This is a genomic window from Mesorhizobium sp. KR1-2 (assembly GCF_040045035.1).
GTDB lineage: Bacteria > Pseudomonadota > Alphaproteobacteria > Rhizobiales > Rhizobiaceae > Pseudaminobacter.
In genome coordinates this window covers 94,801-118,531 of the sequence record NZ_JBDZDS010000007.1, presented here as the reverse complement: position 1 = coordinate 118,531, position 23,731 = coordinate 94,801, and the positions used below count along the sequence as shown (strand labels likewise).

Genomic DNA, 23,731 nt, shown 5'->3' with positions numbered 1-23,731 from the left:
GGAATGTCTGTCTTTCGCCGCATGTTTGCCCGCACGGAAGTGTGGGTGGGCCTGATCGTCATTCTCGGCATAGTTGCCATTTCGCTGATGGCGCCGCTGCTGTTCCCGCGCGGGCCGTGGGCAATGGGCGGTCGCCCCTTCCTGCCGCCCGTGACCGACATGCGCTTCCCCCTTGGAACCGATACGACCGGCCGGGACATTCTCGCGGGGCTGGTGTCGGGCGGACGCGTCTCGCTTCTGATCGGTCTCGTTTCCACTGTGGTCTCGGTCGTCATAGGCATCGTCATCGGGGCGGTCGCCGGTTATGGCGGAGGCCAGATCGACGGCGCGCTGATGCGCTTTACCGAGATATTCCAGGTCGTTCCGAGTTTCGCACTGGCGCTGGTTCTGGTCGCTGTCTTGCAGCCTTCCGTGGGCTCGATCGTAATGGCGATCGGCGTCGTGTCATGGCCGCCGGTGGCGCGCCTCGTGCGGGCGGAGTTTCTTTCGCTGCGTGGCCGCGACTTCGTGCTGGCGGCAAAGCTTCAGGGGCAAAGCGCGCTCGCGATCATGTTCCGGCAGATTCTGCCGAATGTCGCCTCTCCCATCATCGTCATGGGCTCGCTGATGGTGGCGACCGCCATCCTGCTGGAATCCAGTCTGAGCTTCCTAGGGCTCGGCGACCCCAACCAGATGAGCTGGGGCTTCATGATCGGGGCCTCGCGCACCGTGCTGCGGCAGGCGTGGTGGATGGCAACCTTCCCGGGGCTGGCCATCGCCATAACCGTGCTGGCGCTGAACGTATTGGGCGAAGCGCTCAACGACGCGCTCAACATCCATTCGCGTAACAGGTGAAGGCCATGTCGACCGACGCCACTCCATTGCTCAAGGTTCAGGGGCTCGACATCTCGCTGCCGAAGGGCGCAGACCGTGAGCTTGCGGTTTCGAACGCATCCTTCAGCCTGATGCCCGGCCGCACGGTCTGCATCGTAGGTGAATCCGGGTCAGGCAAATCCACCATAGCGGACGCGATAATGGGATTGTTGCCGCGCCCGCATCTCGAGCCCAAGGCTGGATCGATCCTGTTCGGCGGCGCCGACCTTCTCCGTCTCGATGAGGCGGGGATGCGCTCCCTGCGCGGACGCGAGATCGGCATGATCTTTCAGGAGCCCATGGCTGCGTTGAACCCGTTGATGAAGATCGGCGCGCAGCTTGAGGAAGTGCTGGAAATCCACCTGTCTCTGCCCGCTGCCGAGCGCCGTCGCCGTGCGATTTCGGCTCTGAGCGATGTGGGCCTGCCGCGGGTCGAGGAACTCTACGAGACCTATCCATTCCGTCTTTCGGGCGGTCAGCGCCAGCGCGTGGTGATTGCATGCGCGATGATGCTTGAGCCACGGCTGCTCATCTGCGACGAGCCAACGACTGCGCTCGACGTCACCACGCAGGCGCAGATCCTCAAGCTGGTCGCCTCCCTGCGGGAGCGGCGTGGCACGGGGGTACTCTTCATTACCCACGATTTCGGCGTGGTCTCGGAGATCGCGGACGATGTTATCGTCATGCGCAATGGGCTGATCGAGGAACAGGGGCCCGCCCGGGACGTTCTGAGCAAGCCGAGTTCCGCTTACACCCGCCAGCTCATCGGGGCCATTCCCACCGGTACGGCATCGCCGCGAGCGGCAAATGTCGCCACTCCGCTGCTCGAGGTAAGAGATCTCAAGCGAACCTATTTCCTGTCTTCAGGGCTGTTCAAACCGCAGCGCAAGCTGGAGGCGCTGAAGGGCGTGAGCTTCACGTTGGAACGGGGCTCGACGCTCGGAATCGTCGGGGAATCCGGCTCTGGCAAATCCACCTTGGGCAGATGTGTCGTCGGGCTCGAAGCGCCTGACGAAGGCAGCCTGCTTTTTGCCGACGAGGAGCTGAACCGCCAGCGAACGATCAAGGGCCATCGCGGCGGACGCGTGCAGATGATCTTTCAGGATCCGTTCTCCTCGCTCAACCCGAAGATGAGCATCGGTCAGTCCATCGCCACCGGCCCGATGACACAGGGCATGCCGCGTGAGGCCGCATGGCGGCGTACATGCGAATTGCTGGAACTGGTTGGTATCAAGCCTGAGGCGGCCACCCGTTATCCGCATGAGTTCTCCGGCGGACAACGCCAGCGCGTCGGAATCGCCAGAGCGCTTGCGATGGATCCGGTTCTCATCGTCGCGGACGAGCCTGTTTCGGCACTGGATGTCTCGGTGCAGGCGCAGGTGCTCGATTTGTTCGAGGAGCTTCAGAAAAAGCTCGACTTCGCCATGCTCTTCATCACCCACGACCTCAGGGTCGCCGCGCGGATGTGTGACCGTATCGCCGTGATGCAGCATGGCGAGATCGTCGAAACGGGAACCGGAGCCGAGGTGCTTTCCGCGCCGCGTCACGATTACACAAAGCAGCTTCTGGCCGCGATCCCGACGCTGTTCAATGAATCTTCCATGGAGATGTCCTGACATGCCCGTAACGGCCATTTTGATCCGCGCGCAGGATCATGTCGCAACGCTGACCGGGCCGGTGACGGCGGGCGAAACGGTGCTGATTACCGGACAGGGCAAGACCCGCGAGATCGTTGCACGCAACGACATGCCAGCCGGTCACAAGCTCGCGGTGCGACCGATCGAGCAATTTGAGCAAATTCTGAAATATGGCGAGGTGATCGGTGAGGCCACTGAGGTCATACCCGAAGGCGGGCACGTCCATGTCCACAATTGCTGGGGCGTGAAGGCCCGGCGCCATTCTCAGGGCTGAGAGGAGCGAAGTTCATGAAGTTCCAGGGCTATCGCCGGCCTGACGGCCGGATCGGCATCCGCAATCACGTTCTGGTCATACCCACAGTAGCCTGCGTCAACCGCGTGGCGATGGAGATTTCCAACCGCACGGGTGCCGCTACATTCATGCATCCCTATGGCTGCACATTCGACGCCGAGGAAAACCGCACCACCGAGGAAGCCTTCATAGGTCACGGCCTGCACCCGAATGTGGGTGCGGTGCTGGTCGTGAGCCTTGGCTGCGAAACCGCCTCCGGATCGAAGGTATTCGATGCGATAAAGGCGTCCGGGCGGTCGGTCGAGCGACTGGTGGTGCAAAAGGCGGGCGGCTCGCGCACGACGTCTGAAGCCGGTGTCGAGATCGTTGAACGGATGAAGGCCGAGCTGGCGGCGCAGCCCACAGACGAAGGCGATCTCTCCGAGCTTATCATCGCCCTCGAATGCGGCTCTTCGGATGCCTTCTCGGGGCTAACCGCCAATCCGGCGGTGGGCGAAGCGGCAGACATCATCGTCGACGCCGGCGGCACCGTCATCCTGTCGGAACTCACCGAAATGGTTGGCGCGGAAAACGTTCTCTATCGCCGCGGCAAGACGCCTGAGGTGCGCGATGAGCTGATGCGCCGCATCAAGGCTTACGAGATCGAACTGTCGATGACCACTGAAGACGACAGCGGCGTGTTCATCTCGCCCGGCAACATCGAGGGAGGGCTGACAACGATCGAGGAGAAATCGCTCGGCTGCATCTACAAGGCCGGTACACGCCCCATAACCGAGGTCGTCGATTATGGTCAGACCCCGCGCGAGAAGGGCGTCATCATCATGGACACGCCCGGCTACGACATATCGTCGGTGACAGGCAAGATCATCGGCGGCGCGCACATGGTGCTGTTCACCACGGGCAAGGGCACGCCGTCGGGCTCCGCAATCGCACCGGTGCTCAAGGTCAGCTCCAACAATCGTGTCTTCCGTGAGATGCCCGACGATATCGACATCAGCGCCGGCGATGTTCTGGAGGGCACGAAGTCGCTCCGCCAGGTCGGCGAGGAGCTTGTCGATCTCGTGATACGGACCGCGCGCGGCGAACAGGTCAAGGCCGAGTACTTCCACATCCAGGAGTTCGCGATCCCCAATGTCAGCGTGCTTCGCAAGGAGGTGATCCACGCGGAGATGATCAAGCGCAACGATCTGGGGTTCATGCAATGAAGCTTGCCTATATGTACGCCACGCCGGAGGTGGCGCCCGCCAGGGTCACCGCGATCCAGGGCGATGCCGCGGCCTGTTTCGCCAGAATCCGGGAACTGGGCTATGACGGCGTGGAACTGCTTGTCCGTGATCCACGCGCCTTCGATCACGCACTGATTGAACGGCAGCTTGCCGATGCTGGCCTTGCCATGCCGGCTGTCTGCACCGGAGAAGTCTACGGCGAAGACAGGCTTTCCCTTGCCGACCCCGATCCGGCGCGCCGCGCCGAGACGCTGGACCGCATGATCGCCGCCATGGATCTCGCTGTTCGGTTCGGTGCGATGGTTAACGTCGGGCGCATGCGTGGACGCTATATGGATGGTGTCGAGCGCGCGCAGACCGAGGCGTGGGTTACCGAAGGAATGCAGGCGGCCGCCGACGCGCGCCCCGAAACACGTATCGTGCTTGAGCCAGTCAATCATCAGTATGCCAATTTCCTAATGGGCACAGCTGAGGCGGCACGCTTCGTGCGCGGGCTCGACCGGCCCAATATCGGGCTGATGCTCGATCTGGCCCATATCACCATAGAGGGGGAGGTCCATCGCGAGAGCCTCGCCGAGGCCGGCGACCTGTTCTGGCATTACCATGTCTGCGACAGCGACCGTCAGGCCGTCGGACACGGCGGCTGGGACATCGCGGCCGCGCTGAACGATCTCGACGCGACCGGCTACGACGGCTGGATCACCGCCGAGCATTTCCAGGTTCCCGATGCCCAAACAGCGATGGAGCAGTCCATCCGCTGGCTGAACAGACATTACGACAAACACTGATCGACACAGGAAATTACTCATGAAAATTGTACGCTTCGCCCACAACGGCGTCGAGCATTGGGGGCTTCTCGATGACAACAGGGTTCGCACGCTTCCCGACGGCCCTTTCGGTGAGATCGTGCCCTCGCAGGATGCTCTGCCGCTCGAAGCTGTGAAGCTTCTTGCTCCGGTAAAGCCGGGAAAACTGGTCTGCGTCGGGCTGAACTACGTCTTGCATGCCCGTGAATCCGGCCTGGCTTTGCCCGATGAGCCGATGCTGTTCATGTGCTCGCCGCAAGCGATCATCGGCCCGGGCGACGCGATCGTGCTGGACAGCCATGACAAGCGCATCGAGTTCGAGGCCGAGCTCGCCATCGTCATCGGCAAGCGTGCGCGCAACGTTTCTGCAGCCGAGGCGGAATCGGTCGTTCTGGGCTATACCTGCGCCAACGATGTTTCCAACCGCGATCTTCAGCTCAAGGACAAGCAGTTTACCCGGGCCAAGTCGTTCGACACTTACAAGCCCGTCGGGCCGTGGATCGAGACGGAACTGAACCCGGATACGCAGAGCATCCGCCTGCTTCAGAACGGGACCGTCCGACAGGACTCGACCACAGCGGACATGATTTTCCCGACGTCCTTCATCATCGAGTTCGTCAGCTCGGTCATGACGCTGGAACCGGGGGATGTCATCATCACCGGCACACCTTCGGGTGTGGGACCCATGAAGTCGGGCGACAGGATCACGGTCGAAATAGCCGGCATCGGCACTTTGGAAAATACCGTCCAGTGAGCATTCCTGAGAGGGCTGACCGGCACATGGATGCGTCAGCCCTCTCAGGGCCTCAGCATAGGAAGCAGTTGCAGCGCGGAGTAAAGACGAAGCCGCGTGTCGGTCTTGAAATCGGTCAGTCCGAGCACCGAACGGCATCGGTCAAGCCTCTGGCGAACCGTGTTGACATGCAGCCCCAGAAGCTCCGCGGTACGGGGCATGCTCTCGTCTTCCCGAAGCCATATCCTCAGCGTCTCGATCAGCGTCGTTCCCTGCTCGCCCATGGCCAGCAACGGTTCGAGGAGACGCAAGAAGCTGAGGCGGCTTTCCTCGATAACGGCAGGGTGCGCCAGAAGCCGCAAGAGCAGCATATCCTCATGCCGGCTCATGCGGTTGAAGCCGTTCAGCTTGACGCCGAAAGTCATCGCCTCTTTCGCCTCGTGCCGCAGAGAAACCGCCTCGGACAAGGCAGCAGGGCCGGACTGGCCAAGTCCGTAGCGGAATCCGGGCGCGCGCCGGGCCTGCCGCTCGAATATCTGGTGCAGTTCCCGAAGCGCGGCTTCTCCCGTACGGGGATCGGAATCTGTCATGGGGATGGCGATAATGCATTCGCTGCCATCGTCTTCAAGGCGCAACAGTGCCGGGTGACGGCGGGAAAACTGGCGCAGGCGCAGGGTGAGCAAGGCGCTGTCGAGCGTACCGGTATCGAACATGCGCGCCACCACCATCTGCCATGTGTTTGCCGGCGGCAGCCCCTTGGCGGCGAGGAGTTCCTTGGCTTCGCGCGAAAGCAGCGGATCGAGCAGATCGCCGAGCAGCCTTGCATTGCCGGCAAGATGCGCCCGCGCGGCGGCGTTGGCCTCGACGAGCGTTTGCAGAAGATGGACGGAGAGGCGGAGGCACTCGAGATCAGGCTCGGAGGCGCGCTGCCCACGCTCGACGACCGCCACCATGCCACCGCCATCCGCGCCCATTCCGGATCGTGCAACTGCTACTGTTTCGCCGCCGACCGTGAGGCGCAACGGCATATCGTCGGGATGAATGCCCGTCGCCGTACCATGGATCAGCGTTTCCGCCAGCGTCTCGGACTCGGCCGTCGTCACGCCCCGGCTCTCGATCTGCAGGCCCGTTTCATCCTCCAGGGCAAGCACCAGCGGCAGGTTGACGAACCCGGCCACCAGTTCGAACAATTCGCGCAGCGAACCAAGTCCCGTGCGGTGTTGCGAGAAGGCGCGATAGATGGCGCTGAGGTAGGCTGCTTCCCTCCCCTGCTGTCCGCCATCGGCAAAGACCCTGCCGATAAGGTCGCTCCACGCCAGCGGCCCCGGCAAGGAGATGATGGGAAAGTCGAGCTCCTCCGCACGGCGGCGGGCATTGTCGGGGAATTCACGCAGGTATCTGGTCAGCTTGACGCCAAGACCCGCGGCACTGCGGGCAGCGAGCTGCTCGATCAGGGCCACCAGTGCGCCCGGGCTTTGCTGCACCGGATAGGTACTGGTCACGACGAATTCGTGCGCCTTCACCCAATTCACCGCATCGGGGGCGTCGATTACGGTGACCGACCGGACGTCGGTGGCCAACGACCTGGCTCCGGCTATGACGGTATGGCCGGACAGGATTTCCCAATCCAGGATTTCGCGCAGGGTTGGCATGGGGGTCTCGAAAGGGGGGACTCAGACGTGCGCTCGATAGTGCAACGAAGTCCGTTCACGCGTCCATAGTATTTGCCCGAGGCAGGGGGGGAACAATCCAATGCGTGCGACATGGCGGTGGTTCGGTCCGCAGGATCCGATGACGATAGACTGGATTCGTCAGTCGGGAGCGACCAGCGTGGAGGCGAGCCTCGCCCATCTGCCGCCGGGGACGGTATGGGAACGACAAGCCATCAACGACATGAAGGATCTCGTCGCGGTGGCTCCTGCCGGCCAGACGCCGCTTGAGTGGGATACGCTGGGCGGCATCGCCATCCATGACGACATCAAGCTCGGCCGTGCAGGCAGCACACGGCTGACGGCGAATTTCCAGGAGACAGTGCGACGGCTGGCGCAAGCGGGTGTGCGCCGCATCAACTTCACTGTGATGCCCCTGCTCGACTGGGTACGCACGGGACTGGGCACGATGCTGGAAAGCGGGGCCGAGGCGCTGAGCTTCGATGCGATCGATTTCGCGGTGTTCGACCTCTTCCTGCTCAAACGACCCGGAGCGGCCGAGGAACTGGATCCGAAACTGGTGGTGTCCGCCGAGCGTCGTTACGCCGATACGCCGATGGAGCGCTGGGACGAGTTGCTGAACATGCTCACTCGTGGCTTGCCTGGCGGTCCCGGCCATTACCGGAGCGGAGAGTTCCACACGCTGCTGGCCGCCTATCAAAGACTTGGCACTGATGTGTACCGGCAAAACTTGATCGACTTCCTGGGCGAGGTGGCTCGCACCTGCGAGGCCGAGGGCGCGGTCTTCGCCATCCACCCGGACGATCCGCCGATCCCGTTATGCGGCCTACCCCGTATCGCCAGTACGCTGGACGACTTCGCAAAGATCTTCAATGGCGTGTCGTCGCCAGTGGCGGGGATGATCTTCTGTTCAGGATCGCTCGGCAGCAGGCGCGACAACATGCTTGCCGATTTCGTCAATATGTTCGGCCCGCGCATCTTCTATGCCCATCCCCGGCGCATCCGCTTTCGCGACGATTTTGGAAGTTTCACCGAGGCCGAGCATCTGGGCGGCGTGGGAGCGTTCGATCTTCGTGATGTGATCGCCCTTTTGATGAATGAAGAGGCTCGCCGGCGCAAGGAAGGGATCTCGGACTGGGAGATTCCTTACCGCGCCGACCACGCATGCCGGATTCTCCACGATCTAGGCAGGGCCGATTTCGTGCCGGGGTATACCCCAGTCGGCCTGGTCAAGGCGACCGCCGAACTGCGCGGGATGGTCCATGCTCTTGGCGTGGCCACCTGATCAGAAGGAATGGTTGGAACATAAACGCCTGTCGTGGCGATCATCAAGGACCCGCAGCGATAGGTGCGGCGCCGTCAGACGACGCCGAAGGGCGGCCATTTCGTGACGCCGCGCCTCCACCGCGCCGCCCTAGAACGGTTCGGTCGGCCGCGCCCGCAAGCCGTCTAGCAGCAGGCTGCGGACCTGAGCCGCCAGGACTTGCCGCTCGGCTAGGTCCTTTCCCGTCAGCATGATGCCGGCAATGGCGTGCTGCAGAATCACGAATGTCTGAACGTTCACGTCGTCGCGCAGGCGACCGGCGCGCACCGCAGGCTGGGCGGCCTTGAAGAGAATCTCGGCGACCTGTCAACCATGCATTCGCGCTGGTCTCTTCGCCATGCTGGTCGCTCCAGACGAACTCGACCAGCCCGCTTTCCTCCGCGCGCAGCTGGAAGGCGAAATAGGGGTTGGCGGAAAGCCCGGGCTCCATGCGCACACGTATGACTTCCTCGCCGAGATAGCGGCACACGAAGTCGGTGACGATGTTCATCGGGATCACCGTCCCATGGGTGGTGTAGGTGTAGCCGTAGCACCTACGGAAGGAATGATGAGAGGCAACCGAGACATCGGTGCGCGCGGCTTTTCGCTGCAGGCGCGCACCGATCGAGGTGGCCATGGCCGGTCGAAGAATCTCTAGAATGTGAATGTTCACAACCCATTCCGGAGAGACCGACCATAACCAGCCTAGATGTTATACCCGACGATGCGGTGTTGGTAGCGATCGATATCGCCAAGGTGCGCAATGAAGTCCTGATCGAAGCCCCCGGCCATAAACGCCGTCGCCGGTTGCCGGTTCTCAATACCCGCGCAGAGCATGACCGGCTGATCGAGATTCTGCAGGCGTACGATCGACCGGTGGAGGCGCAAAGCGCTTGCCGATCAGGGCGAACTGCTGAACGTCGCCGTGCCACCCGATGACGGCAACCCGGACGAACCGGACGACTTTCGCCCGTCATGTCCCTGCTGCGGCGGATGCATAGTCGTCATCGAGGTGTTCGAACGGTGGCGGCAACCACGCGGACCGCCGGACAAGGCGGCGATGAACCGGGAGACCGCCCCATGACCCGGCATGGCATGATCCAGCGTTCAGCCGCAGGCACTCAGCGTCTGGCAACGGCCCCACGCGTGTCCATGGTGGTCATCGATACCGACAGGGCCGCGTCTGACCGCGCGCCGAGCCGGCGATGCCGAGCTGCCGGAACACGAGGCGGTCCGTCGGCATCAATCCCGGCGGGGCCCGATGCCGGTCCCGCCATCTACGTCACCAGCCGAAATCTGAAATTCCCATAGCCATCGCCCGTGGCCCGCGGGTTCCTGCATGAAAAGGCTTTCGTACGCCTCACGGCACCCGAAACCCTTCACCATCTCAGTCGTTGAGGTCGGCTTTGCCACTACCCGAAAGCAGACGTCATCTACGGCAGTCTGTAGGTCGAGGTTGCGCCAAACCCGGTCCATCGGGGGTCCGCTCATGGCCCGAAATGGGAACGCAGAAGACTCGGTCGGGCTGCCAACTTCTATATTGATCAAGGGAACGATCGAAATCGTCGTGACATCTCCCTTCCAATCCGTAGCACCTCCGAGTCGAGCAGGGTAAGTGCAGCCGCACGAAGGAAGGCGCGCCATGCCGCCGCCCATATTGAACTTCGGGCTTTCAGCGTTAAGTCATATCACGTCGTTTCGTGACGCAGAAACGCCCGACCCGGGACGCTGAGACGCAATCGACCAACCGAACTTGCGCCCGCGGCATCTCTGAAACGTCAGGTCTCGCAAAGAGAGCCTTTTGTAGCACGCCCATGCCGGCAACGGGTGGGCTTGCTCCTTAGCTGATCGGTTTCCTCCAGGGAAACGGAGATCAAGATGGGCATCGTCCGGTTTGCACTGCGTTTCCCGTACACGTTCTACGTCCTCGCCCTGCTGATCATCTTCCTCGGCGTTTCGGCCATCATGGTCATGCCGATGGACATCTTTCCCCAGATCAACATTCCGGTGGTGTCGGTGATCTGGCAGTACACCGGCCTGAGTACGCCCGAGATGGAGCAGCGCGTCACGACCTACAGCCAGTACGCGATCAGCTCCAACGTCAACGGCATCAAGAACATGGAGGCGCAGACCCTCAACGGTATCTCGGTCCAGAAGATTTATTTCCAGCCGGATGTGAACCTCGACCTCGCCATCTCCCAGATCGTTGCAGGGACGAACGCCATACGCGCCCTCATGCCGGCCGGCATCCAGCCGCCGATCGTGGTCCAGTACAACGCCTCGAGCGTTCCGGTGCTGCAACTCAGCCTGAGCTCCGACCGCCTCAATGAGCAGCAGCTCTATGACTATGGCATCTACAACCTGCGCCAGCAGCTCGCGCCGGTGCAGGGCGTGACGTTTCCGACGCCCGATGGCGGCAAGTATCGCCAGATCATGGTCGACATCGACCCGATGAAGCTCCAGGCCCGGGGCCTCACCCCGGCGGATGTGGTCAACGCCGTCAACGCGCAGAACCTGACCTTGCCGTCCGGGCTCGCCAAGATCGGCAACACGCAATACACGGTGCGCACAGATGCGATGCCTACGACCATCGCCGATCTCAACACCATCCCGATCAAGTATACGAACGGCCAGACCGTATTCCTCAAGGATGTCGGGCAGGTGCATGACGGCTGGGCGATACAGCAGAACATCGTGCGCGACAACGGCCGGCGCTCGGTCCTGCTGAGTGTCATCAAAAACGGCAACGCCTCGACCGTCGCGGTCGTCAAGGGGGTCCGCAACGCCCTGCAGATCGCGCGCGCCGCTGCACCGCCCGGGCTGAGCATCAACGAGCTGTTCGACCAGTCCAAGCTCGTCACCGCCTCGATCCAGGGGGTGGTCCGCGAGGGCGCAATCGCTGCCGGGCTCACCGGGTTGATGATCCTGCTGTTCCTCGGCTCATTGAGGTCGACGCTGATCGTCCTGATCTCGATTCCGCTTTCGATCCTCACCTCGATCGTCGTGCTGTATTTTCTCGGCCATACGCTGAACACCATGACGCTGGGCGGGATGGCGCTTGCGGTCGGAATACTGGTCGACGATTCCACGGTGACGATAGAGAACACGTTCCGGCTGCGCAGCGAAGGAATGCGTTTGGCTGCCGCCACGCTGAACGGCTCCGCCGGCATTGCGATTCCGACCCTGGTGTCGACGCTCGCGATCAGTTGCGTGTTCACGTCGGTGGTGTTCCTGGAAGGTCCCGCCAAGTTCCTGTTCACGCCGCTCGGGCTCGCGGTCGTGTTCGCCATGCTGGCCTCCTATGTGCTGTCGCGGACCTTGACGCCGATCGCCATTGGCATGCTGCTGAAGGGCGAACACCCCGAAAGGGCAGAAGGCTCGAGCAGTTGGTTCGGGCGGTTCCACGAGGGGTTCGAGCACGGCTTCGACCGGTTTCGTCAGGGCTATGTGCGCGTGCTCACAATGCTGCTGAAGCGGCGGGTGATCGTCCCGGTGGCCGCTGTCCTGATACTCGGGTTGGGCGGCGCGATGCTGACCGTGGTGGGGCGCGATTTCTTCCCCATCATCGACGGTGGACAGATCAAACTTCATATCCGCGCGCCGGCGGGGACCCGCATCGAGGCAACCGAGCGCATCTTCCAGCAGGTCGAGGACAAGATACGCGAGGTTATCCCGGCGCGCGATCTTGACCTTATCGTCGACGATATCGGCGTGCCGCAGAGGGTGTACAATCTTGCATTTACCGACGGCTCGACGATCAATGTCAACGACGGCGTGATCCTGATCTCGCTCAAGGAAGGGCACGCGCCGACCGTCGACTATGTGCGCCGGCTTCGCGCTGCGCTGCAGGCTGCCTTTCCAGCCGACACCTTCTATTTCCAGGCAGCCGACATGACGACCCAGATTCTCAATTTTGGGCTGCCGTCCCAGATCGACGTTCGCGTCGTGGGACGCGACCGTGCCACCAATCTCCCGGTAGCGCAGGAGCTGCGCCGCCGCATGGCGGCCATTCCGGGCGTTGTCGACGTCCATCTTCAGCAGGAGCTGGAGTCACCTGACTTCCTGGCCAAGATCGATCGGTCACGGGCGCTGCAGCTCGGCCTCAACGCGCAGGCTATCGCCAACGACATCAACATCAGCCTCAGCTCGTCGGAACAGGTCTCGCCCAATTTCTGGACCGATCCGGTCACCGGCATTCCCTATTACATCACGGTCCAAACGCCTCAGTATCTGGAGAGCTCGCTCGGCGATCTGGCCAACACCCCGGTGTCAACCGCCGCCACTGCCGCCGGCGCGCCGGTGCCCGGCCTCTTGAGCAATGTGGCCACGCTGCAGCGCGACAGTGTGCCGACGAATTTGAACCAGACCAATATCCAGCCCGTCTACGACATCTACGCCGGCGCACAAGGGCGTGACCTCGGCAGTGTCTCCAATGATATCGGCAAGATCGTCGCGGAGCTGCAGCCGCAGCTCAAGCCAGGCAATACGATCCAGCTCCTCGGGCAGATCCAGAGCATGCATGATTCCTTCCGGAATCTGGGCATCGGGCTGATGTTCGCGGCCGTGTTCGTCTACCTGCTCATGGTCGTCAACTACCAGAATTTCGGCGACCCGTTCGTGGTCATCCTGGCACTGCCGGCGACCTTGTGCGGCATCGTCACGATGCTGTTCATCACAGGCACGACGCTGAGCGTGCCCTCGCTCATGGGGGCGATCATGGCGGTCGGCGTCGCCTCGGCCAATTCAATCCTCTTGGTCACCTTCGCGCGCGAGCAGCAGCTGAAAGGGCGCCCCGCCTTCCGGGCCGCCATCGACGCCGGCTATACCCGTATTCGCCCGGTGCTGATGACCGCTGGCGCGATGATCCTCGGCATGACCCCCATGGCCATCGGCGCGCCCGGCGAGGAACAGAATGCGGCGTTGGCGCGTGCGGTGATCGGGGGCCTTCTGTTCGCCACCCCCACCACGCTGCTGATCGTTCCATATCTGTTTGCCTTGCTGCGCAAGCGCAATGACGGCGTTGCGTCCTACGGCGTCTTTGAGGAGCTCCCCAATGAATGACGCGCGTAATAGTGACCAGGAAGGCGAGCCTCTTCGCGGCCTGCAGGAACCCGTTGATCGCAAGACGGAGAGCCCTCCGACATCCCCCGCGCGAGCGCGCCGTCGCTACGGCGGGCGCCTGTTGGCGCTTGGCGCATTCCTGTTGCTCGCCTGTGCTGTCTCGCTGGGCGTCTGGCGCCTCTATTCGCGGCAACAAGTGGTCGCGGCGACCGCGGAGCAGCGGTTCGATCTGGTGCCCAGCGTGCGTGTCGCCACGGTCGAACCCAATTCAGGCATCGAGTCGGTCAGCTTGCCGGGGACGACGGCCGCTTTCGCGTCAGCGAGCATCTATGCCCGTGCCACCGGCTACATCGCAAAGCGAAACGTGGACATTGGGGATCACGTCAAGGCCGGACATCTGCTGGCGGAGCTCGCAGTCCCCGAACTCGACGATCAGATTTCCCAGAACGAGTCGACGCTCAAGCAGCTCCGGGCAGCGCTCGACCAGGCCAATGCCAACATGAAGCTCGCCCAGGTGACCTGGGATCGGGACAAATCGCTTGTCACCAAGGGCTGGGTGACCAAGCAGCAGGGGACGGTCGACGTTCAAAACCTCCAGGCACAGCAAGCCGCGGTCGGCGTCGCGGAGGCCAATGTCTCGGCCCAGGAGAACCAGCTCAGGGTACTTCGGCAAGACCGCAGCTACGCCTCGGTGGTGGCGCCGTTCAATGGCACCATCACCCAGCGCAATGTCGATGTGGGCAGCCTGGTACAGGGCAACACCAATACGGGCACTTTCCTGTTCGAGATCATGCAGACCGACGTGATCCGTGTCTGGGTATATGTGCCGCAAGACGCCGCATTCGGCGTGGAGCCGGGCGTCAAAGCGGTTGTGCGCGTGCCCGAACTTCCGAACCGCGAGTTTTCGGGCAAAGTGACCAGGGTTGCTGAAGCGCTGCAAAGCGGAACGCGCACGCTCCTCACCGAGATCGATCTTCCCAATCCTGACGGTGCGCTGCCGCCCGGCGCCTACTGCATGGTGGAGCTCAAGGTGCCGCGCAAGTCCCAGTCGGTCATCGTCCCCGCCGACGCCCTCATCTACAACCGTGACGGTCTGCAAGTCGCCGTCGTCAACGACGGCAAGGCCGAGCTCCGCAAGGTCACGGAGACACGCGATCTGGGCACGCGGGTGGAGGTGGACACCGGGGTCAAGGCGGGCGAGCAAGTGATCCTCAATCCGCCGGTCGATCTGGCCAACGGCAGCAAGGTGGACCCCCGGCCGGAAGCTTCTGCATCTGGCAAGTAGCTTTGCGGCCAGATCGGCAGCGACCTTGGCCGCCAGATGCGGCTTCATCTGTTCAGCCACCTGCGGATTCATTGGGGAGGTTTACCGCACCCTCCAGCGCCCTACCTTTGTTCCTCGAACCAACCGAGGGATGACGAACCGAGGGGAGTCGGCCATGGCGACCACGATAAGCATCAACGGGGAAAAACACACCATTGACGCCGACGGCGACACGCCGCTGCTCTGGGTTCTGCGCGATATCCTGGGCATGACGGGCACGAAGTTCGGTTGCGGCATGGCGCTTTGCGGCGCTTGCACCGTGCATATCGACGCTGCGGCTGCGGGGCATTCCGGAGGCGGTCTCGGCCGCCCGATTTAGCTTGCCGAGCCGCTTGCCTACAGTGCCTCACGGAGCAACCACGAAGCCAGTCTGCTCACATTTGAAGTGGCTCTAGGATGGGTGACCGACGCATCCAGCCTGATCGCTGCGATGTCTCTCGACCCCAAATACGTCCTTTGATGGCCCCACCCGAGACAGTCCGCATAATCTGCAAATTATCGAGAGCGGGATGGCAGCTTTCCGCCCTCCTTTACGCGACGTAGAGGCGGTTGCGGAAACGTAGGTCTGGCCGGCATTGCGGAACTTCGCATGGACCTCGCCGCCAATGGCGGCATCGACATCGGCGTCGTCGAAGACGATGAAAGGTGCGTTGCCGCCCAGCTTGAGGCTGATCTTCTTGATCCGGTCGCCCTTCGACAAGCGGAGCGGTAGGAAGAGGAGAACCAAAATGGCACATGCGACTAGCCCCGCCGGGAGCAGGGCCGCGGGCGGTGAAAGGCTCCAACCTGCTCACACCAGAAGCCGGGGGATGCTCCGCTTCCAGTTGCGGCTTGCGATCCGCACGTCGCCCTCGAAGGCGTCCATGGTGGCCGTGATCTCGAAGGTGTCCGGCGTACAACTGACGTAGGTATAGGTTTCGGTGCGCACGTGCCACTCGTCTCGAGAGAGTCGCCAGACCGCCTTCGCATCGGCGCTGGCGGCGGAAGGGTCGCCCTCACGGATACGGTAATGCTCCTCTGCCTGAGCCTCGAAGGCGAGGTCGATCGCCGGCAGGTGGTAAGAACTGCGCTCGCGATGCACGGTGACGACCATCTCGCCGGTCGTTGGGTCCTCGGCGATGGTGCGGTTGCGACCCGCGAGCTTGGTGATGGCATGCGGCTCTACCTCGGCCTGTTCGGGCTCCGCGAAGGGCGCGAGAGCTTCGTCCAGAGGGGAGGGCGCACGTATCGGAAGCGACAATGTGCTTTCGCCGGTCGACACCGTCAGCGTGGCGAGTTCCGGCGACGGCCAGGCAATCGGCCAGTGCGAGGTGGCAAGCGCCAGTCGGATGCGATGGCCGGCCGGGAACGCCTGCGCGATGTCGTTCAGCACGATCTCGACGCGGTAGGTCTTGCCCGGCTCCAGCCGTTCCGGGTGCTCGTGGCCGTTGCGGTGGGTGAGGTTGAGAAGGCCGTAGGAGACATGCGTCGAGGAGCCGTCGGGCGCGACGTCTTCGAGGCGGGCGGCGATCATGGCGACCGGCTTGTCGGAGGAAACGTCGAGCGTCACCACCGGCGCGCCGAATATCTCGATCCGCTCGGGCAGCGGCGCGGTGTCGAAGCAGACCGAGCGCCCGTCGTCCGGCCGCTGGTCCGCCGGCAGCTCGCCCGCTAGCCCGTAGGGGCACCACTCACCGAAGGTGACGCCGGTCGAAAGGCTGGAGGCTACGATCACTTTAGCGTCCGGCTGTCGTTCGCGCGACAGCCCGCTGCCGGAAAAATGCAGGATCGAGGGCTTGCGGTCCCTCGGCGGCCAGGCGCTTTCGGCCACCCAGCGGCCGGGCCGCTCGGGATAGGTGGTTGCAGGCCGCACGCTTTCCTGCATCCAGGCCCGCAGCATGGGCTCGTCCATGATCCCGGTGTCGATGCCCTTCAGCCAATGGTCCCACCAGCGCAAAGCTTCCTGCAGGAAGCCGATGCGCGGCCCCGGATAGGCGGCGTGCGGATAGGCATGCGCCCAGGGGCCGATCAGCCCCTTCTTCGGCCCCGGCAGGCCGGCCAGCATGCGCGGAATGGCGTTGGAATAGCCGTCGGCCCAGCCGCCCACCGCATAGACGGCTGCCGTGATGGACGAATAGTCCTCGCAGACCGAGCCCTGCTTCCAATAGTCGTCGCGGTGCTGGTGCTCGATCCAGGTCGCGGCCATCAGGGGGTTGTTCTCCAGCCGTTCCAGCCACATCTCGCGCCAGCGGTTGCCCACCACTTCCGGGTCCGGCGGCTGCGCGCCGAAGGCGAACATGGTGGACGCCCAGGCGATGGAATTGTTGAGCAGGCAGCCGCCCATGAAATGGCAGTCGTCGGCGTAGCGGTCGTCGGTCGAGCAGGCGGTGATGATGGCTTTCAGCGCCGGCGGGCGATGGCTCGCCACCTGCAGCGAATTGAAGCCGCCCCAGGAGATGCCCATCATGCCGACAGAGCCGCTGCACCAGGGCTGGGCCGCCAGCCAGGCGATGACCTCGACGGCATCGGCCTGCTCCTGCGGCAGATATTCGTCCTCGAGCACCCCGTCCGAATCGCCCGAGCCGCGCATGTCGATGCGCACGCCGGCATAGCCGTGGCCGGCGAAATAGGCGTGCATCTGGCGGTCACGCAAAACGGTTCCGTCGCGCCGGCGGTAGGGCAGAAATTCAAGGATTGCGGGCACCGGATTTTCCGCCACGTCCTCGGGCAGCCAGATCGTGGCGGCAAGGCGCGTGCCGTCGGAGAGCGTTATCCATTCAGTGGGAATGGTCCTCACGCGGCGTGGAAATTTCGTAATCGTCACTGTGTCCATGGCCGTTATCCCCGAATGAAGCGGGGGGAACTTGCCCGATGTGGACGGAAATTCAAGTGTGTCTCTCGCCGGCAAGGCAGTATTGACGCCGTGCGGAAAAGTCCTTTCCCAATGCACGCCACAGCAAGAATTTCATACCCCAACTGGACATGCGGTCCCCTTCGCTGTTTCTTGTTAAGCGATCGTCTCTTTTCTAGCTTGCCTACAACAAAGCAACGACCAGCCCGGTGCGCCGGCAGAGCATTATGGAGAGGTGTCTTATGAGTTACGAATTGACGCGCAGGAGTTTCCTGGCGGGCACCGCCGCGGCAGGTGTCACCATTCTCGGCCAACCCTGGGCCAATGTCGCCCATGCGGCGGACGGCAAGATCGTCGTTCGCACCGATGAGGATCTGCAGAACCTCGATCCCGCCAATCGCGCCGGCGCGATCGACGTCAACGTCATCCTGGCGGTCAACCAGGGCCTGGTGAAATTCAAGCCCGGCACGACGGAATGGGAAAACGACGCCGCCGCCGAAATCAAGCAGGTCAACGACACGCTGATCGAGTTCAAGCTCAAGGAAGGCCTGAAGTTCACCGGCGGCTATGGCGATCTGACCGCCGAGGACGTGAAGTTCTCATTCGAACGCTTCATCAAGCCCGGTCCGGATGGGGCCAAGGTTACCTACGCCGATGACTGGGCGGCCTTGGAATCGGTCGAAGTCACCGGCCCGCTCAGCGGCAAGATCCACCTGAAGGCGCCCTCGCCTGCGGTGTGGCTCATCGCACTCGCCGATGGTTCGGGCGCCATCATTTCCAAGAAGGCTTTCGAGGCGCTGGGCGACAAGTTCAAGACGATGGCGATCGGTTCCGGCCCCTACATCCTCAAGGAATGGGTGCCCCGCGACCACTTCACGCTCGTCGCCAATCCCGACTATATCGGCGAGAAGCCGGCGTTCGACGAAATCGTCGCCAAGCCGATCACCGACGACAAGACCGCGCAGCTTGCGCTGCAGGCCGGCGAGATTGACTTCGCGCGCATCGACCCGGCGGTCGCCAAGGACATCGAGACCGTCAAGGGGCTCAAGGTCGAGAAGCTGTCGGCGATCGACTATGTCTGGATCGGGCCCAACATCGATAAGAAGCCTTTTGACGACGTGCGCGTGCGTCAGGCGATCCGCAAGGCGATCGACGTGCCGGCCATCATCGCCGCCGCCTATAACGGCGCGGTCGAACAGGCCTTCGCGCTTGAGGCTCCGGGCCTGCTGGGCCATTGGGCGGATGCACCGAGATATGAGCGAGATGTCGCCGGCGCCCAGGCGCTGCTTGAAGAGGCAGGTCTCGGCGGCGGCTTCTCCACCAAGCTGACGGTGCTGAACAAGGCAGTGGCACAGGCGACGGCTGCGGTGGTGCAGGCCAATCTCGCCGAGATCGGCATCGACGTGCAGATCGAAGCGCTCGATCCCGGCGCCTACTGGGCCTACGGCGAAAATGACGCCAGCAAGGACCTGGAACTCGTGCTGGTCGAGTATCGCGGCAAGTTCGATCCCGGCTTCCAGACGCAATGGTTCACCGCCGACCAGATCGGCACCTGGAACTGGCAGCGCTGGAACAACAAGGAGTTCGATGCCCTGCACAAGCAGGGTCTCGTCGAACCCGATCCGAAGAAACGCGAGCAGATCTACATCGACGCGCAGAAGCTGATGGACGAGTCTGCCGCCTTCTGGTGGATCACCCACAACGCCTATACCTTTGCCTTCAAGGACTGGCTGGCGCCGGGCATCCTGCCCAATGGCAACCAGTGGCAGTACGCTTCCTTCAGGAAGGCTTGATCGACAAACGATACGGGGCAAAAGTGATGTAGCGCCCGGCGACGAGCCGGGCGCTTGTCATTGGGCGAGTTTCTCGACGGGAATGGCATGAACGGTTTTTGGAGCAAGGGCGGCCTTGCGCGCTATGGTGCGAGCCGGCTGGCAACCGCTGTCCTGGTGCTCGTTGGCAGCATCGCGTTTCTGTGCTCGCTGACGCTGATCGTGCCGGGCGATCCGGCGCGGATCCTGCTGGGGGCGAGGGCGACACCCGAGCTGGTGGAGAGCTTCCGTCAACAGATGGGCCTCGACCTGCCGCTCTATGAGCGGGTCTTCGTCTTCTTCAAGCACGCTTTGCAGGGCGATCTCGGCACCGACGTGATCAGCGGGCGCTCGGTGACGGATATGGTTCTGGCCGCCCTGCCTAACACGATACTTCTTGCCGTCTCGGCGATTGGCCTTGCCGTGCTGATCGGCATTCCCATCGGCTGTTATGCGGCGGTGCGGCCGGGCAGTCTGCTCGACCAGGCGCTGGCGGTGTTGAGTGTCGGGCTGGTGGCGACGCCCAGCTATGTCGTGGCGATCCTGCTCCTTTACTTCTTTTCCGTGTGGCTCGGCTGGTTTCCCGTGCTCGGTGCCGGCGAGCCCGGCAATTTCCTCGACCAGCTTCATCATCTCGTGCTGCCGGCGATTGCGTTGGCGGTTGGCTGGATAGGCTACATCGCGCGGCTGGTTCGCTCCTCGCTGCTCGAGGTGCTGAGCGAGCCCTATATCCGCACCGCGCGCGCCTACGGGCAGCCTGAACGCCGCATCGTCATGAAATATGCGCTGAAGCTCGCCTGCATCCCGACGGTGGCGATCCTCGGCGTCGGCATCGGCGAGCTCATGGGCGGGGCCGTCTTCGTCGAGGTCATTTTCAACCGGCCGGGCCTCGGTTCGTTGGTCATCGACGCGATCCGGGTGCGCAACTATCCCGTGGTGCAGGGCTGTATCCTGATCATTGTCGCGATCTTCGTCCTGACCAATCTTCTGGTCGATTTCGCCTATGCCTGGCTCGATCCGCGCGTGCGCGAAAACCTCGGACGCGCGCGAAACGGAGGCGGTGCCTGATGGACATATTGCGCCGGATCTGGAGAAGCCCGAGTGGACGCATCGGGCTCATCGCAACGCTTCTCGTCGTCATCGGCGGGCTGGCGGCACCGCTTATCGCCACGCATATGCCCAACCAGATCGATGTTGCCGCGCGGCTGAGCCCGCCTTCGGCAACCCACTGGCTGGGGACAGACCATCTCGGCCGCGACCTGTTTTCGCGCGGGCTCTACGGCACGCGGATTGCGGTCGGCGTGGCCCTCGCGGTAACCGCCACCGCATTGTTCATCGGCATCCTGCTCGGCGTTATCGCCGCCTATGCACCCACGCCGGTCGAACGCATCATCCTCGCGGTCTTCGACATTATCAGCTCCTATCCCAGCCTGATCCTCGCGCTGGCGCTGGTCGCGGTGCTGGGGCCGGGATTGCTGAATATCATCATCCTCGTCACCATCGTCTTCGTGCCGCAGTTCGGCCGCATCGCGCGGGCGCAGACGCTGACCATCAAGGAGCGGCCGTTCCTCGAAGCCGAGCGCGCCCTTGGCGCGTCGGGCAGCCGCATCATGTTCCACCACGTTCTGCCCAACATCGTCGGCCCCATCGTGGTTCTGGCCAGCATGAACATTCCCGTCGTCATCACGCTGGAGGCGGGCCTGAGCTTCCTCGGCGTCGGTATCCGCCCGCCTTTGGCGAGTTGGGGTTCGATGCTGTTCGACGGCTTCACCTATCTTGAACAGTCGGTCTGGCCGGTGCTTGTCGCCGGCGGCATGCTGACGCTGGCGACGCTCGGCTTCACCCTGTTCGGCGAGGCCCTGCGCGACGCGATCGACCCGAAACTGAGGCGGGAGCCATGACTGAAGACGCGCTTGTCGAGATCCGCAACCTGTCGATCGATTTCGCGACGGGCAGGGGCGCGGTGCATGCGCTGCGCGAGGTGAACCTTTCGGTCGGGCGCCGGCGCATCGTCGGCCTCGTCGGCGAAAGCGGCAGCGGCAAGTCCACCCTGGCGCTGGCACTTCTCGGCCTGTTGCCCGAGAACACCTCGAAGGTGACCGGCAGCATCGAGCTGGAGGGCAAAAACCTTCTGGCGCTGAAGCCGGAGCAACTGGAGCATCTGCGCGGCCGGCGCATCGCCATGATCTTCCAGGACCCGATGACCGCGCTGAACCCGGTGTTCACCATCGGCACCCAACTGGTCGATGCGCAGCGGAACCGTCATCCTCGTCTTGGCCGGAAGGAACTGCTGAAGCGTGCCGCGGCTATGCTCACCCGCGTCGGCATTTCGGACCCCAAGACGCGGCTTTCCGCCTATCCGCACCAGCTTTCGGGCGGCATGCGCCAGCGCGTGATGATCGCGATGGCGCTGCTGTGCGAGCCCGACGTGCTGATCGCCGACGAGCCGACCACGGCGCTGGACGTGACCATCGAGGCGCAGATCGTCGATCTCATCAAGGATATCCAGGCCGAGTTCAGCGGCTCGATCATCTTCGTTTCGCACAGTCTCGGCCTGATCTCCGAGCTCTGCGACGAGGTGGCGGTGATGTATGCCGGCAAGGTGGTGGAGAGCGGGCCGACACGCAGCCTTTTCGAGCGGCCGAGCCACCCTTACACGCAGGCGCTGTTGGCCTGCGAGATCGACCCCGACACCGAGCCGGGTGAACGGCTGGTGACGATCAAGGGCGGGCTTCCCGATCTGGTTGATGTGCCGTCTGGCTGCATATTCGCCGCCCGCTGCCCGGCGCGCTTCGATAAATGTTCGCAGGAGCCGGCGCTACGCGAAGTCGCGCCGGGCCACAATGCCGCGTGCTGGCTGGTGTGACGATGGCTGAATCCAAGACGATCGAAGTCGAAAATATCAGCGTCACCTTTGCGGGCGGCGTGCAGGCGGTGGCCGGCATCAGCCTGAAACTCTCGGTGGGCGAAACGCTCGGGCTGGTGGGCGAAAGCGGCAGCGGCAAGACCACGCTCGCCAAGGCGCTGGTGGGGCTGAACCGGCCGGAGTCGGGTCGCGTGGTCGTCGAAGGCCGCGACCTGACCGGGCTGACGCGCTCCGACCGGCTGTGGCTCAGGCAGCGCGTGCAGATGATTTTTCAGGATCCGCTGTCGTCGCTGTCGCCGCGCTTCACCATTCGCAAGCTTTTGGCCGAGCCGCTCGCCATCCACGGGCTCAACGCCAAGGAGCGCTGGCCGGCGGTGCTCGACCTCATGTCCCGTCTGGGACTTGCCGAAACGCAGCTCGACAAGTTTCCGCATCAGGTCAGCGGAGGTCAGGCGCGGCGCGTGGCGATTGCGCGCGCGCTGGTGGCCGATCCGTCCTTCCTCATCGCCGACGAACCCACGGCGGGGCTGGACGTCTCCGTCCAGGGCGAACTGCTCAACCTCCTATCCGATCTGCAGCAGCGCTTTTCGCTCGGCATTCTGATCGTCAGCCACAATCTCAACGTCATCGGCCGCGTCACCGACCGCGTCGCAATCATGTATCTGGGCAAAGTGGTGGAGGAGGGGCCGACGCGGGAAGTCTTCCGCGCGCCAAAACACCCCTATACGCGCGCGCTTCTATCGGCCAATCCGGTGATCGATCCGGAGCACAAGCGCAAGAAGATCGTCCTGTCGGGCGAAATTCCGAGCCCGTCGAAGCCGCCTGCGGGCTGCCGCTTCCACACGCGCTGCCCCAATGTGCAGCCGCGCTGCCGGGAAGAGGAGCCGCTGCTGACCGAGGCGGAAAACGGCAGGCGCTATGCCTGCCACTTCCCGCTGGAAAGCGCGGCATAGAGCGCTTCGGCATCGGCCCCCAGCGGCCGGTCCTGCTTTAGCGGCTTGACGAGTGCCATGCCGCTTCGCCCTTCGAGCGTCTGCGGCTGGAAGGTGCCGTCGACCACTACGCATTTTGTCGAGCCGCTCGACCGGCTCGGGCGCGCCCCAGCAGAACCGCCGCAGCACCCAGCGCGATGGCCCTGACCACGTCGCTGCGCCGCCGGAAACCGCTGTCGCACAGGATGGTCAGCTGATCTCCGAGTACTTCGGCAATGTATGGCAGCACTGCCATAGGACTGACGGACACCGTCCAGTTAGCGCCAGCCGTGATTGGATAGGATGACGCCATCGGCGCCATGGTCGGCTGCTACCCATTCAGGACTAG

General features: G+C 63.3%; 18 protein-coding genes and 4 pseudogenes. 16 read left to right on the top strand and 6 right to left on the bottom strand.

The window, feature by feature from the left end; genetic code table 11:
- Window positions 1–3 precede the first annotated feature (3 nt).
- Genes ABLE85_RS15425 through ABLE85_RS15400 form a run of 6 tightly spaced genes read left to right on the top strand, consistent with a single transcriptional unit; the run spans window position 4 to window position 5,567 of the window.
- On the top strand, window positions 4–834 hold the full coding sequence (locus ABLE85_RS15425; protein ID WP_348793600.1) for an ABC transporter permease: 831 nt from the start codon (window positions 4–6) through the stop codon (window positions 832–834).
- Between the two features lie 5 nt (window positions 835–839).
- Entirely contained in the window at window positions 840–2,468 is a 1,629-nt protein-coding gene (locus ABLE85_RS15420; protein WP_348793599.1) for an ABC transporter ATP-binding protein, read from the top strand.
- Window position 2,469: 1 nt separating this feature from the next.
- A complete protein-coding gene (locus ABLE85_RS15415) occupies window positions 2,470–2,763 on the top strand; it encodes a UxaA family hydrolase (protein WP_348793598.1) in 294 nt (97 codons plus the stop codon).
- Window positions 2,764–2,777: 14 nt separating this feature from the next.
- Window positions 2,778–3,986, top strand: coding sequence for a UxaA family hydrolase (locus ABLE85_RS15410; RefSeq protein ID WP_348793597.1), 1,209 nt, complete (start codon window positions 2,778–2,780; stop codon window positions 3,984–3,986).
- Complete coding sequence (locus ABLE85_RS15405; protein WP_348793596.1) at window positions 3,983–4,795, top strand: sugar phosphate isomerase/epimerase family protein; 813 nt, start codon at window positions 3,983–3,985, stop codon at window positions 4,793–4,795. The genes ABLE85_RS15410 and ABLE85_RS15405 overlap by 4 nt, the downstream gene beginning before the upstream one ends.
- A gap of 19 nt (window positions 4,796–4,814) precedes the next feature.
- Window positions 4,815–5,567, top strand: a complete 753-nt coding sequence (locus ABLE85_RS15400; protein WP_348793595.1) for a fumarylacetoacetate hydrolase family protein — start codon at window positions 4,815–4,817, stop codon at window positions 5,565–5,567.
- A gap of 44 nt (window positions 5,568–5,611) precedes the next feature.
- Here the strand turns inward: ABLE85_RS15400 and ABLE85_RS15395 are convergent, their stop codons facing one another.
- A complete protein-coding gene (locus tag ABLE85_RS15395; protein ID WP_348793594.1) occupies window positions 5,612–7,198 on the bottom strand; it encodes a PucR family transcriptional regulator ligand-binding domain-containing protein in 1,587 nt (528 codons plus the stop codon).
- 100 nt (window positions 7,199–7,298) lie between these two features.
- Here ABLE85_RS15395 and uxuA point away from each other — a divergent pair, with 100 nt between their 5' ends.
- Window positions 7,299–8,501, top strand: a complete 1,203-nt coding sequence (uxuA, locus tag ABLE85_RS15390; RefSeq protein WP_348793593.1) for a mannonate dehydratase — start codon at window positions 7,299–7,301, stop codon at window positions 8,499–8,501.
- 129 nt (window positions 8,502–8,630) lie between these two features.
- Here the strand turns inward: uxuA and ABLE85_RS15385 are convergent, their stop codons facing one another.
- Window positions 8,631–8,780, bottom strand: a complete 150-nt coding sequence (locus ABLE85_RS15385; RefSeq protein WP_348793748.1) for a hypothetical protein — start codon at window positions 8,778–8,780, stop codon at window positions 8,631–8,633.
- Window positions 8,781–8,868: 88 nt separating this feature from the next.
- Window positions 8,869–9,156 (bottom strand): annotated as a pseudogene (locus tag ABLE85_RS15380) (thiosulfate oxidation carrier complex protein SoxZ); the annotation flags it as partial.
- Window positions 9,157–9,215: 59 nt separating this feature from the next.
- Between ABLE85_RS15380 and ABLE85_RS15375 the strand changes: the two are divergent.
- The 4 genes and pseudogenes from ABLE85_RS15375 to ABLE85_RS15360 form a co-directional block, all read left to right on the top strand.
- Window positions 9,216–9,398 (top strand): annotated as a pseudogene (locus ABLE85_RS15375) (IS110 family transposase); the annotation flags it as partial.
- Between the two features lie 999 nt (window positions 9,399–10,397).
- Entirely contained in the window at window positions 10,398–13,580 is a 3,183-nt protein-coding gene (locus ABLE85_RS15370; RefSeq protein WP_348793592.1) for an efflux RND transporter permease subunit, read from the top strand.
- Window positions 13,573–14,865, top strand: coding sequence for an efflux RND transporter periplasmic adaptor subunit (locus ABLE85_RS15365; protein ID WP_348793591.1), 1,293 nt, complete (start codon window positions 13,573–13,575; stop codon window positions 14,863–14,865). Before ABLE85_RS15370 ends, ABLE85_RS15365 begins: the two co-directional genes overlap by 8 nt.
- A 154-nt stretch (window positions 14,866–15,019) precedes the next feature.
- Window positions 15,020–15,175: pseudogene (locus ABLE85_RS15360) on the top strand (2Fe-2S iron-sulfur cluster-binding protein); the annotation flags it as partial.
- 279 nt (window positions 15,176–15,454) lie between these two features.
- Here the strand turns inward: ABLE85_RS15360 and ABLE85_RS15355 are convergent.
- Window positions 15,455–15,592: pseudogene (locus ABLE85_RS15355) on the bottom strand (aldehyde dehydrogenase family protein); the annotation flags it as partial.
- Between the two features lie 102 nt (window positions 15,593–15,694).
- Entirely contained in the window at window positions 15,695–17,716 is a 2,022-nt protein-coding gene (locus ABLE85_RS15350) for a CocE/NonD family hydrolase (RefSeq protein ID WP_348793590.1), read from the bottom strand.
- Between the two features lie 260 nt (window positions 17,717–17,976).
- Here ABLE85_RS15350 and ABLE85_RS15345 point away from each other — a divergent pair, with 260 nt between their 5' ends.
- The 5 genes from ABLE85_RS15345 (at window position 17,977) to ABLE85_RS15325 (ending at window position 23,364) form a co-directional block, all read left to right on the top strand.
- Complete coding sequence (locus tag ABLE85_RS15345; RefSeq protein WP_348793589.1) at window positions 17,977–19,527, top strand: ABC transporter substrate-binding protein; 1,551 nt, start codon at window positions 17,977–17,979, stop codon at window positions 19,525–19,527.
- A gap of 87 nt (window positions 19,528–19,614) precedes the next feature.
- Window positions 19,615–20,613 carry an ABC transporter permease gene (locus ABLE85_RS15340; protein ID WP_348793588.1) on the top strand — a complete coding sequence of 333 codons (999 nt, stop codon included), beginning with the start codon at window positions 19,615–19,617 and terminating at the stop codon, window positions 20,611–20,613.
- Window positions 20,613–21,446: an ABC transporter permease gene (locus tag ABLE85_RS15335; protein ID WP_348793587.1), complete on the top strand. Its 834-nt coding sequence runs from the start codon at window positions 20,613–20,615 to the stop codon at window positions 21,444–21,446. The genes ABLE85_RS15340 and ABLE85_RS15335 overlap by 1 nt, the downstream gene beginning before the upstream one ends.
- Window positions 21,443–22,411: an ABC transporter ATP-binding protein gene (locus ABLE85_RS15330; protein ID WP_348793586.1), complete on the top strand. Its 969-nt coding sequence runs from the start codon at window positions 21,443–21,445 to the stop codon at window positions 22,409–22,411. Before ABLE85_RS15335 ends, ABLE85_RS15330 begins: the two co-directional genes overlap by 4 nt.
- 2 nt (window positions 22,412–22,413) lie before the next feature.
- Complete coding sequence (locus ABLE85_RS15325) at window positions 22,414–23,364, top strand: ABC transporter ATP-binding protein (protein ID WP_348793585.1); 951 nt, start codon at window positions 22,414–22,416, stop codon at window positions 23,362–23,364.
- Here the strand turns inward: ABLE85_RS15325 and ABLE85_RS15320 are convergent.
- The gene (locus ABLE85_RS15320; RefSeq protein WP_348793584.1) at window positions 23,328–23,471 is read right to left on the bottom strand and encodes a hypothetical protein; all 144 of its coding nucleotides are present in this window, start codon (window positions 23,469–23,471) and stop codon (window positions 23,328–23,330) included. The genes ABLE85_RS15325 and ABLE85_RS15320 overlap by 37 nt on opposite strands.
- Between the last annotated feature and the right edge of the window lie 260 nt (window positions 23,472–23,731).

Excerpts from the sequence above, each read along its gene's own strand:
- ABLE85_RS15400 (WP_348793595.1), top strand. The coding sequence starts at position 4,815 with ATGAAAATTGTACGCTTCGCCCACAACGGCGTCGAGCATTGGGGGCTT.
- ABLE85_RS15330 (WP_348793586.1), top strand. The coding sequence starts at position 21,443 with ATGACTGAAGACGCGCTTGTCGAGATCCGCAACCTGTCGATCGATTTC.
- ABLE85_RS15415 (WP_348793598.1), top strand. The coding sequence starts at position 2,470 with ATGCCCGTAACGGCCATTTTGATCCGCGCGCAGGATCATGTCGCAACG.
- ABLE85_RS15350 (WP_348793590.1), bottom strand. The coding sequence starts at position 17,716 with ATGGACACAGTGACGATTACGAAATTTCCACGCCGCGTGAGGACCATT.
- ABLE85_RS15365 (WP_348793591.1), top strand. The coding sequence starts at position 13,573 with ATGAATGACGCGCGTAATAGTGACCAGGAAGGCGAGCCTCTTCGCGGC.
- ABLE85_RS15395 (WP_348793594.1), bottom strand. The coding sequence starts at position 7,198 with ATGCCAACCCTGCGCGAAATCCTGGATTGGGAAATCCTGTCCGGCCAT.
- ABLE85_RS15340 (WP_348793588.1), top strand. The coding sequence starts at position 19,615 with ATGAACGGTTTTTGGAGCAAGGGCGGCCTTGCGCGCTATGGTGCGAGC.
- ABLE85_RS15405 (WP_348793596.1), top strand. The coding sequence starts at position 3,983 with ATGAAGCTTGCCTATATGTACGCCACGCCGGAGGTGGCGCCCGCCAGG.
- ABLE85_RS15420 (WP_348793599.1), top strand. The coding sequence starts at position 840 with ATGTCGACCGACGCCACTCCATTGCTCAAGGTTCAGGGGCTCGACATC.
- ABLE85_RS15325 (WP_348793585.1), top strand. The coding sequence starts at position 22,414 with ATGGCTGAATCCAAGACGATCGAAGTCGAAAATATCAGCGTCACCTTT.
- ABLE85_RS15425 (WP_348793600.1), top strand. The coding sequence starts at position 4 with ATGTCTGTCTTTCGCCGCATGTTTGCCCGCACGGAAGTGTGGGTGGGC.
- uxuA (WP_348793593.1), top strand. The coding sequence starts at position 7,299 with ATGCGTGCGACATGGCGGTGGTTCGGTCCGCAGGATCCGATGACGATA.
- ABLE85_RS15345 (WP_348793589.1), top strand. The coding sequence starts at position 17,977 with ATGAGTTACGAATTGACGCGCAGGAGTTTCCTGGCGGGCACCGCCGCG.
- ABLE85_RS15335 (WP_348793587.1), top strand. The coding sequence starts at position 20,613 with ATGGACATATTGCGCCGGATCTGGAGAAGCCCGAGTGGACGCATCGGG.
- ABLE85_RS15370 (WP_348793592.1), top strand. The coding sequence starts at position 10,398 with ATGGGCATCGTCCGGTTTGCACTGCGTTTCCCGTACACGTTCTACGTC.
- ABLE85_RS15410 (WP_348793597.1), top strand. The coding sequence starts at position 2,778 with ATGAAGTTCCAGGGCTATCGCCGGCCTGACGGCCGGATCGGCATCCGC.